The sequence below is a fragment of the Pseudorhizobium sp. NPDC055634 genome (assembly GCF_053618655.1).
The window spans coordinates 1-1,293 of sequence record NZ_JBSHHW010000021.1 but is presented as its reverse complement, the minus strand read 5'-3'; the positions used below and the strand labels follow the sequence as shown (position 1 = coordinate 1,293).

Here is a 1,293-nt window from a genome sequence, read left to right as displayed (position 1 = left end):
TGTTCAGACTCGCTTTCGCTGCGCCTACACCTACCGGCTTAAGCTTGCTAGTTACACTAAGTCGTTGACCCATTATACAAAAGGTACGCCGTCACCCTTGCGGGCTCCGACTGTTTGTAGGCATCCGGTTTCAGGTTCTATTTCACTCCCCTTGTCGGGGTGCTTTTCACCTTTCCCTCACGGTACTTGTTCGCTATCGGTCATGCACGAGTACTTAGGCTTGGAGAGTGGTCTCCCCATGTTCAGACAGGATTTCACGTGTCCCGCCCTACTCAAGGACAATGAGTGTTCTACGCCTACGGGGCTATCACCCACTATAGCCAGGCTTTCCAACCTGTTCGGCTTTATTCCTCATTGCCACTGGCCTGGTCCGCGTTCGCTCGCCACTACTTACGGAGTCTCGGTTGATGTCCTTTCCTGCAGGTACTTAGATGTTTCAGTTCCCTGCGTTCGCTTCTAACCCCTATGTATTCAGGGCTAGATACCTTATCACAATGCTTGGAAACCTGTTTTGTCCTGTCCTCGCGGCCAAAGGCCTGCGGACGGCGCGGTCCAAAAGGACCGACGGGCTCTGCCCTACGAAGGAATTCCCCCGCAAGCCAAAGCCGACCAAACAGATTTCCCAAGCATTTAAGGTGGGTTTCCCCATTCGGAGATCCATGGATCAAAGCTCATTCGCAGCTCCCCACGGCTTTTCGCAGCGTATCACGTCCTTCTTCGCCTGTGCATGCCAAGGCATCCACCAAATGCCCTTACGACACTTAATCGTTCTCATTGCCAATGCCCATCATCTAGCCTTCAACCCCGAAGGGAAGAAGACGACCGGATTACCTTTTACAATCCGGTCCACTCAATGATGCCATCGACGTGTTCGATGGATCTGCTTTATTGGAGCCACGCCGAGCGGCTCGCTTGCAGTCCATCTATAAGACCAGCTTCTCGAGATTAAATCCGGGACCGCGCGGTCAGGCAACGGCCATCAATCAAATCGCCAGAACCACCCCAAAGGGATGGCAACGACGACCGACCAGAGTGACAGGCTTCCTACCTCCCCCGGCCCCTCCTTCGCATCCGGCCGGCTAGGCCATCGGCGATCTCAGCGGAACCGGCTTCGGACATGGGCAAAAACCCATACCTGGAAGCCTCCAGATCAATCTTCTCTTCACGATATTTGCAAAACAGGCACGAAGACCAGAACTGGTCCGTGCAAACCTTTATTTCTTCAGAAGGATATCTCGCCGGCTCGACACCACTTGCCCCGAGGGCGAATTGGTGGAGCTGAGCGGGATCGAA

The 1,293-nt window shown here is 54.1% G+C and carries 1 rRNA gene; it reads right to left on the bottom strand.

The features are described 5' to 3' along the window. Window positions 1-767: ribosomal RNA gene (locus ACWGPT_RS19850) — 23S ribosomal RNA — on the bottom strand; the annotation flags it as partial. Window positions 768-1,293 lie beyond the last annotated feature (526 nt).